This is a genomic window from Ruegeria sp. BHSB064 (assembly GCF_059613205.1).
The window spans coordinates 21,390-28,739 of the sequence record NZ_JBXWSB010000055.1 but is presented as its reverse complement, the minus strand read 5'-3'; the positions used below and the strand labels follow the sequence as shown (position 1 = coordinate 28,739).

General features: G+C 59.1%; 8 protein-coding genes. 2 read left to right on the top strand and 6 right to left on the bottom strand.

The window, feature by feature from the left end; genetic code table 11:
* A partial coding sequence (locus tag AC2FNU_RS13905; protein WP_496789392.1) for a VOC family protein occupies positions 1-368 on the top strand: 368 nt, incomplete at its 5' end.
* Here AC2FNU_RS13905 and AC2FNU_RS13900 read toward each other — a convergent pair.
* Genes AC2FNU_RS13900 through AC2FNU_RS13890 form a run of 3 tightly spaced genes read right to left on the bottom strand, consistent with a single transcriptional unit; the run spans position 365 to position 2,150 of the window.
* Entirely contained in the window at positions 365-832 is a 468-nt protein-coding gene (locus AC2FNU_RS13900) for a GNAT family N-acetyltransferase (RefSeq protein ID WP_496789390.1), read from the bottom strand. The two genes, AC2FNU_RS13905 and AC2FNU_RS13900, sit on opposite strands and share 4 nt — an antisense overlap.
* Before the next feature lie 23 nt (positions 833-855).
* Entirely contained in the window at positions 856-1,521 is a 666-nt protein-coding gene (locus tag AC2FNU_RS13895; RefSeq protein WP_496789386.1) for an alpha/beta hydrolase, read from the bottom strand.
* A complete protein-coding gene (locus AC2FNU_RS13890) occupies positions 1,518-2,150 on the bottom strand; it encodes a DNA-3-methyladenine glycosylase family protein (RefSeq protein WP_496789383.1) in 633 nt (210 codons plus the stop codon). The genes AC2FNU_RS13895 and AC2FNU_RS13890 overlap by 4 nt, the downstream gene beginning before the upstream one ends.
* A 97-nt stretch (positions 2,151-2,247) precedes the next feature.
* Here AC2FNU_RS13890 and AC2FNU_RS13885 point away from each other — a divergent pair, with 97 nt between their 5' ends.
* On the top strand, positions 2,248-3,474 hold the full coding sequence (locus tag AC2FNU_RS13885; protein WP_496789381.1) for an MFS transporter: 1,227 nt from the start codon (positions 2,248-2,250) through the stop codon (positions 3,472-3,474).
* Here AC2FNU_RS13885 and AC2FNU_RS13880 read toward each other — a convergent pair whose 3' ends face one another.
* Genes AC2FNU_RS13880 through cysS form a run of 3 tightly spaced genes read right to left on the bottom strand, consistent with a single transcriptional unit; the run spans position 3,475 to position 7,285 of the window.
* On the bottom strand, positions 3,475-4,251 hold the full coding sequence (locus AC2FNU_RS13880) for a squalene/phytoene synthase family protein (protein WP_496789396.1): 777 nt from the start codon (positions 4,249-4,251) through the stop codon (positions 3,475-3,477).
* Positions 4,252-4,253: 2 nt separating this feature from the next.
* The gene (gene cimA / locus AC2FNU_RS13875) at positions 4,254-5,888 is read right to left on the bottom strand and encodes a citramalate synthase (protein ID WP_496789379.1); all 1,635 of its coding nucleotides are present in this window, start codon (positions 5,886-5,888) and stop codon (positions 4,254-4,256) included.
* Positions 5,888-7,285: a cysteine--tRNA ligase gene (gene cysS, locus AC2FNU_RS13870; RefSeq protein WP_496789377.1), complete on the bottom strand. Its 1,398-nt coding sequence runs from the start codon at positions 7,283-7,285 to the stop codon at positions 5,888-5,890. The genes cimA and cysS overlap by 1 nt, the downstream gene beginning before the upstream one ends.
* Positions 7,286-7,350 lie beyond the last annotated feature (65 nt).

The following is a 7,350-nucleotide window of genomic DNA, read 5'->3' as shown; positions in this document are numbered from 1 at the left end:
CTGACGATCTGGATGCTGCGGAACAGTTTTACGGCGAGATTCTGAATCTTGAGCGGATTCAGCGTGTCGACAATCGCCATGTTTTCTTCCGCATTGGCGGATCAGTTCTGCTGATCTTTAACCCCGACCAAACAGAACAGCCGCCCCTAAACCCTGACATGCCTGTCCCACCTCATGGTGCGCGCGGCCCTGGCCATGTGTGTCTTGTATTGTCACGCGATGAAATTGCTGTGATGCGCAGACACCTTCTGGACTGGAACATCCCCGTAGACGCTGAATTTGACTGGCCCGGCGGTGCACGGTCTTTGTACGTGCGTGACCCGGCTGGAAACTCGGTCGAGTTTGCCGAAGGCCATTTGTGGGACTAGCCCAGTTCAAACCGTTTTGAAATTCTGTTCACCGGCGTGCCGTCGCGCAACGGGACACCATAAGCGACAGAATAATCCCGGAAACCCATTTTTTCATAATAGCTTAAACCCAGAACATTATCTGCCCGAATTGTCGCGTTTATTGTTCGAAATCCCAGTGAGCCCGCCACTTTGACCGTTTCCCGGAACAGCGCCCGCCCGGCCCCGCGAAGTGCGGGTGTGCGCCGAGTAAATGTTGCGATATCGACACAATCCCCGGGCAACGCGTCATTCGTACCCAACCATTGAAAGCCCGCAACTTCGCCCTGGTCATCCAGCGCGACATTGCAGCAGATTTTATCTGCGCCTTTCAGATAACTTTGCGCGAATAACGGTTCTGAAAATGGAACTTCGAACGCGGTTGTGCCTCCGATCTCGATAATCTGATTGAGGATGCGGCACGATGCGGCCACATCCTCAGACATCATTGGTCGGACAACAATCACGCCTACAGACTCAGCTTGTCGCGCATGAAGGCCAGCGCAACGCTCAAACCGTCCGGAGCAATGCCATGGCCGGTGCCTTTCATGACATGCGCGTAGACCTCTTTGAAATCAGCAGCTTGCAGCGCTTCGGCGGCCTCGGGCAGCGATTGTGGCGGAACAACATCGTCCGCATCACCATGCACCAGCAGGATCGGCATCCGGCTGACAGTTTCGTCAGGCAAAAGATCAGGTTCCAACAACCGGCCCGAAAAGGCGACGATGCCCGCAACCGGGTCCTCGCGGCGTGGGGCAACGTGCAGGCTCATCATCGTGCCCTGGCTAAAACCAAACAGCACAACCTGCTCGGGCAGCACGTCTTCGTCCACCATCAGAGCGTCCAGAAAGGCGTTGAAGTCCTCAACCGCCATTTCCATGCCACGGCGCGCTTCTTCTTCGGAAGACCCATCAATCCACGGGATTGGGAACCACTGAAACCCGTTTGGCATCCCAGGAATCTGCTCGGGCGCATCAGGGGCCACAAACAGCGTGTCAGGCAGATGCTCGCCCAGCGGATCGGCCAACCCCAACAGGTCGGCGCCATTTGCGCCATAGCCATGCACGAACACCACGACTGATCGCGTGTCGCCCGAAACAGGCTCTTTCCTAAGCGCATTCAAAACCCGTGTCATCTGATCCCTTCTCTTTGCTTATCAACCCGGTAATAGGCCCACAGCACCCGCGCCGCAACCGAGCGCCACGGCGACCACGCTTCGGCCATTTGGCGCAGTTCTTTGTCTGTCGGGCGTTTGGGCAGGTCATAAAGGACCCGAGCGGCCTCTTGCAGCGCCAGATCGCCGGGTGCGATTACATCGGCGCGGCCCAGGGAAAACATCGCATAGATCTCGGCCGTCCAGACGCCGATGCCGGACACTTGCGTCAGCGTCTCGACAACCTCAGCGTCCGGGGCATCCCGCAACGCTTTGAAGTCAATGCGCGCCTCAGCCAACGCCCGTGCATAGCGGATCTTTTGGCGGCTCAAGCCCGCAGCGCGCAGATCCTCATCCGTGGCCCACATGATCTTGCGCGGACCGGTCAGTTTCGCGTCCTGCAACCGTTTCCAGATCGCACGCGCCGATGCCACGCTGACCTGCTGGCTGACAATTGCGCTCAGCAATTGCGCAAAGCCATCCGGGCGACGGCGCAGAGGCAAAGGGCCAGTCTGTTCGATCGCATATGCCATGCGCGGGCAGGTTTGAGCCAACCATTCGGCCCCTTCTGCCACGCAATCGTTGGTTTCGATAATGCGACCTACGGACATGCGACCTCCCTGCTCGGCGCTCATGGGCACGTTAGGCGCATGTGCCGCAGATGCAAGCCGCTTGTGCAGCAAAGGCTTAGCCGATAACCATTCGCCCATGACAATGACTTCGACCCTTCCAGATGACCGTCAGGCCAAGCGTAACGTTGCCGTTTTGGTGGCCGCACAGGCGGTTCTGGGCGCGCAAATGCCCATGATGTTCATTGTCGGCGGGTTGGCAGGCCAGTCGCTTGCCTCGAACCCGTGTCTCGCGACGTTACCGATATCCCTGATAGTTTTGGGATCCATGCTGGCGGCCACGCCGATCTCTGCGATCATGCAGCGCTGGGGCCGGCGCGTGGGGTTCCTTGTGGGGGCAACTGCGGGCGCATTAGGCGGGCTTGTGGGCGCATATGGCCTGTTCCTTGGGTCTTTCCCTGTCTTTCTTGTGGGCAGCCTGCTGACTGGCATCTACATGAGCGCGCACGGGTTCTATCGCTTCGCCGCTGCGGACACAGCGTCAGATGCTTATCGTCCAAAGGCAATTTCTTATGTCATGGCAGGAGGTCTTGCCGCGGCGATCATCGGCCCTCAGATTGTGAAATTCACATCCGAAGCCTACGTCATCCCGTTTCTGGGCACCTATCTGGCTGTGATTGGCATCAACGTTCTGGGCTCTGCCCTGTTCTTCTTTCTCGACATCCCAACACCGCCGAAACCCACAGAGAACGAACCCACAGGACGTTCACGGCTTGAGTTGCTGAAAACGCCGCGTATCGCTGTGGCGATCATCTGTGCGATGGTGTCTTACGCCCTGATGAACCTTGTAATGACCTCAACCCCGTTGGCTGTGGTCGGGTGTGGATTTTCGGCAAACGACGCGGCGGATATCGTCACAAGCCACGTATTGGCCATGTACATCCCCAGCTTCTTTACCGGTCATCTGATCGCCCGTTTCGGGGTCGAGAAGATCGTGGCGCTGGGACTTGCCATCTTGGCAAGCGCCGGGGTCGTTGCCCTGCAAGGGGTTGAACTTGGGAACTTCTTCCTCGCTCTTGTTCTGCTGGGTATTGGGTGGAACTTTGGCTTTATCGGCGCAACGACAATGCTGGCTGACTCGCATGACCCGCAAGAGCGTGGACGGATGCAGGGCCTGAACGACCTGCTGGTGTTCGGCGGTGTCACATTGGCCTCGCTGGCCTCGGGCGGGTTGATGAACTGCTCGGGCGGTTCCGCGATCGAGGGCTGGACAGCCGTGAATCTGGCCATGGTGCCACTTCTCACACTGGCGGGCGGCGCGTTGCTGTGGCTGATCCTGCGGCCTGCAGACCCGGAACGCGCGTAATCACCAGCGCCCGCTGCTGACCGTCCACATCAGGGACAGGCGTTGCCGCATTTCGCCCGGTATTAAAGTGCCGGAGGCAACACGCTGAGGCCGCGCCGCAGCTTGTTTCAACACCCAATCCGCAAGCCACCCAGCAGAAAGCGCAGGTCGGGCTTCGGCAGAGATCGCAGCCCGGTTTGCTCTCGCCTTGTTCAAACGTTCCAGCGCAGATTTCGCAAGGGCTCGCACACCTTCCGGTGTGCCATCCAACAAGGGTATACGCCCTCTGTTTTCCAGTTCGGGGATCGCGCGAAGCCAGTTTGCAACGCCGACCGCATACCCATAGTCGCGCAGAACATCTTCGTCCGCCATTCCCAGCGCCTGAGCAGAAGCCACAAACAAAGACCCTGAACTGTGGTTGATATAAGCGTCGAAATGCTCCTGATCTTCAAACGGATCGCGGTATATATCCCAACGCCTTACGGCGACGTATTCATCCAAGACGCCAGCCAGATGCGGCGAGAGTACGCGAGACAAAGGCGTTACCACTTCATGACGCCGCACGGTGCCACCTTCGGCAATTTCCTGTAGCGCATCGCGCCACCATTGCAGCCGCATCTCGGCAATCATCGGCTCTTGCGTGACCCAGGGCGCGCGCGCAACTTCGACGTTCAGAGCATATATTGGGAACAGAACGGCACGGGCCGAAACGGGGGCCGCCATGGCGGCACGAAACCGATCAGGATCAGCCCGTTGCACCAACGCGGCGCAGGCTTTGACATCATCGTCAAAGATCACAGTCACTCGGCTGCTGCTTTCTGCGGGTCGCAATCGCGCACCAGTTTCCACTGGATCGCATCCAGCAACGCTTCGAACGACGCGTCAACTATGTTCGCGCTGACGCCCACAGTGGACCAGCGCCGACCCTGCCCGTCTTCGCTGTCGATAATGACGCGCGTAACCGCTTCGGTCCCGCCTTGTGTTATCCGCACCTTGAAGTCGACCAGTCGCATGTCTGACAGGACTTGCGAATATTGCCCCAAGTCTTTGGCCAAGGCTTTGGACAGAGCGTTCACAGGACCCCGGTCGCTGCCGGATTCGTCCATGGACTCGCTGACGGACAGCTTCTTTTCGCCATCCACTTTCACAACAACAACGGCCTCGGACAGGCTGACCATCTTGTTGTACTTGTTCTTCCGCCGTTCAACCGTGACCTTGTAGCGTTTGACCTCGAAGAACTCGGGCAGTTGGCCCAGCTCATCACGGGCCAGCAGTTCGAAACTGGCTTGTGCGGTGTCATAGGAGTACCCATCCGCTTCACGCGTTTTGATCCGTTCAAGAATTCGACCGAGCGCGGGATCACCTGCCTCAACGCTCAACCCGGCTTCGGTCAGGCGTTTGCGCAGGTTCGACTGCCCCGCCTGGTTCGACATCGGAATGATGCGTGAGTTGCCAACACTTGCGGGCTCGACATGCTCATAGGTCGATGGATCCTTGAGGATCGCACTGGCATGCAGCCCCGCCTTATGCGCGAAGGCCGATGCCCCCACATAAGCCGCCTGTTTGCTGGGAACCCGGTTCAAAACGTCGTCCAGCATCCGGCTGATGCGGGTCAACCCTGCCAGAGCATCCAGACTGACGCCGGTTTCAAACTGCGAGGCATAGGGTTCCTTCAGCAGCAGCGTCGGGATCAGCGCAGTCAGGTTGGCGTTGCCACAACGCTCTCCCAAGCCGTTCAGCGTTCCCTGAATTTGGCGCGCGCCTGCTTCGACGGCTGCAAGGGAACAAGCAACAGCGTTTTCTGTGTCATTGTGGGTGTGAATACCCAACCGATCGCCGGACAGACCTGCCGCGATCACTTCGGATACAATCCGTCCGACTTCGGACGGCAAAACACCACCATTGGTGTCGCACAGCACCACCCACCGCGCGCCCGCATCCAGCGCGGCGCGGCAGACCGCGACCGCATAATCCGGGTTGTCCGTATAGCCATCAAAGAAATGCTCGGCATCAAACAGCGCTTCGCGCCCCTGCGCCACGATATGTGCGATCGAGGCGCGGACATTCTCGACATTGTCCTCAAGCGAGATCCCCAACGCATGGGTCACGTGATAATCGTGTGACTTGCCCACCAGACAGACGGCTGGCGTACCCGCATTCATCACAGCCGCAAGCACATCGTCATTCTCGGCCGAGCGCCCTGCCCGTTTGGTCATTCCGAAGGCCGTCAGACGGGCCGAGGTCTTAGGCGCAGCCTCGAAAAACGCGCTGTCGGTCGGGTTCGCCCCGGGCCAGCCGCCTTCGATGTAATCCACACCCAACGCATCCAGCGCCTGCGCGATCTGCACTTTCTCAGCGGTCGAGAACTGAACACCCTGCGTTTGTTGCCCATCGCGCAGGGTCGTGTCGTAGAGGTAGAGGCGTTCTTTGGTCATCAAACCTCCTCCAGTTTGAAGGCATCGAACCCGGCACCGGGCACCAGTTCCACCCCTTCCTTGCTCATGCGCACTTCAAGTCCCGCGGCAACATATGCGGCCTTGAGGCGGTCAACTTCCGAGAAATCCTTGGTCTGCATGGCAGACGCCCGTGCGTTCGCCAAACGATCCGCATGTGCAGTCAGGTCAACAGATGCCGTATCCGCCCACGCGCCCATCTCTGGCAGCAACAGCCCAAGCAATTGCGCGCTGGCCAACAGTCCCGCTGCGTCGCCTTCGGAGGCCAGTCGGTATAACTCGGTCATGGCACCTGCTGTGTTCAGATCATCGCTCAACGCTGCAACGACCTCAGGTGCCGCGCTGGCGGCGGGCTCGACGCCCGCTGTCAGCGCCCGCCACTTGCGCAGCGTCGCTTCGGCTTCACGCGCCTTTTTCTCGGTCCAGTCCATCGGCTTGCGGTAATGGGTTTGCAGGAACACAAACCGGATCACCTCGCCGGGCACGCCTTGCTCCAACAGATCATGCACGGTGAAGAAATTGCCCAGCGATTTGGACATTTTCTTACCTTCGACCTGCAACATCTCGTTGTGCAGCCAATACCGCGCGAACTCACCTTCCGGGTGTGCGCAGCAGCTCTGCGCGATCTCGTTTTCGTGGTGCGGGAACATCAGGTCGTTGCCGCCCCCGTGAATGTCAAAGCTCTCGCCCAGCAATTCATAAGCCATGGCCGAGCATTCAATGTGCCAGCCAGGACGCCCCCGGCCCCACGGGCTGTCCCAGCCCGGCAATTCGTCGGTCGATGGCTTCCACAGCACGAAATCCATCGGGTTCTTCTTATAGGGCGCCACCTCGACCCGCGCGCCTGCGATCATGTCATCGACCGAACGGCCCGACAGCTTGCCATAGCCTTCTTTCCAACTGTCGACAGCAAACAGGGCGTGACCCTCAGCGGCATAAGCATGGCCCTTTGCGATCAGTTCCTCGATCATCGCAATCATCTGGTTGATGTATTGGGTCGCCCGCGGCATCTCGTTGGGTTCAAGAGTTCCCAAAGCACCCATGTCGTGCAGATACCAGCCGATGGTCTCATCGGAACGCTCCTGCACCAGTTGCTCTAACGAGCCTTCCGCGCCCGCCTGTTTACGGGACAGCGCGGTGGCGTTGATCTTGTCATCGACGTCGGTGAAGTTGCGCACATAGGTCACGTGATCCGCGCCATAAACATGGCGCAGCAGACGATAGAGCACGTCAAACACCACCACCGGGCGGGCATTACCCAGATGGGCGCGGTCATAGACCGTCGGACCACAGACATACATCCGCACATTTTCAGGGTCGATCGGCACGAAGTCTTCCTTCGTCCGCGTCCGTGTGTTGTGCAGCTTGATCGTCGTCATCGGTCGGGCTCCTCAGAAACAGCATGTGCTTGCGCGTTGGCGCGGGCTTAGCAACTTGTCTCAGG

Excerpts from the sequence above, each read along its gene's own strand:
- cysS (WP_496789377.1), bottom strand. The coding sequence starts at position 7,285 with ATGACGACGATCAAGCTGCACAACACACGGACGCGGACGAAGGAAGAC.
- cimA (WP_496789379.1), bottom strand. The coding sequence starts at position 5,888 with ATGACCAAAGAACGCCTCTACCTCTACGACACGACCCTGCGCGATGGG.
- AC2FNU_RS13885 (WP_496789381.1), top strand. The coding sequence starts at position 2,248 with ATGACAATGACTTCGACCCTTCCAGATGACCGTCAGGCCAAGCGTAAC.
- AC2FNU_RS13895 (WP_496789386.1), bottom strand. The coding sequence starts at position 1,521 with ATGACACGGGTTTTGAATGCGCTTAGGAAAGAGCCTGTTTCGGGCGAC.
- AC2FNU_RS13900 (WP_496789390.1), bottom strand. The coding sequence starts at position 832 with ATGTCTGAGGATGTGGCCGCATCGTGCCGCATCCTCAATCAGATTATC.
- AC2FNU_RS13890 (WP_496789383.1), bottom strand. The coding sequence starts at position 2,150 with ATGTCCGTAGGTCGCATTATCGAAACCAACGATTGCGTGGCAGAAGGG.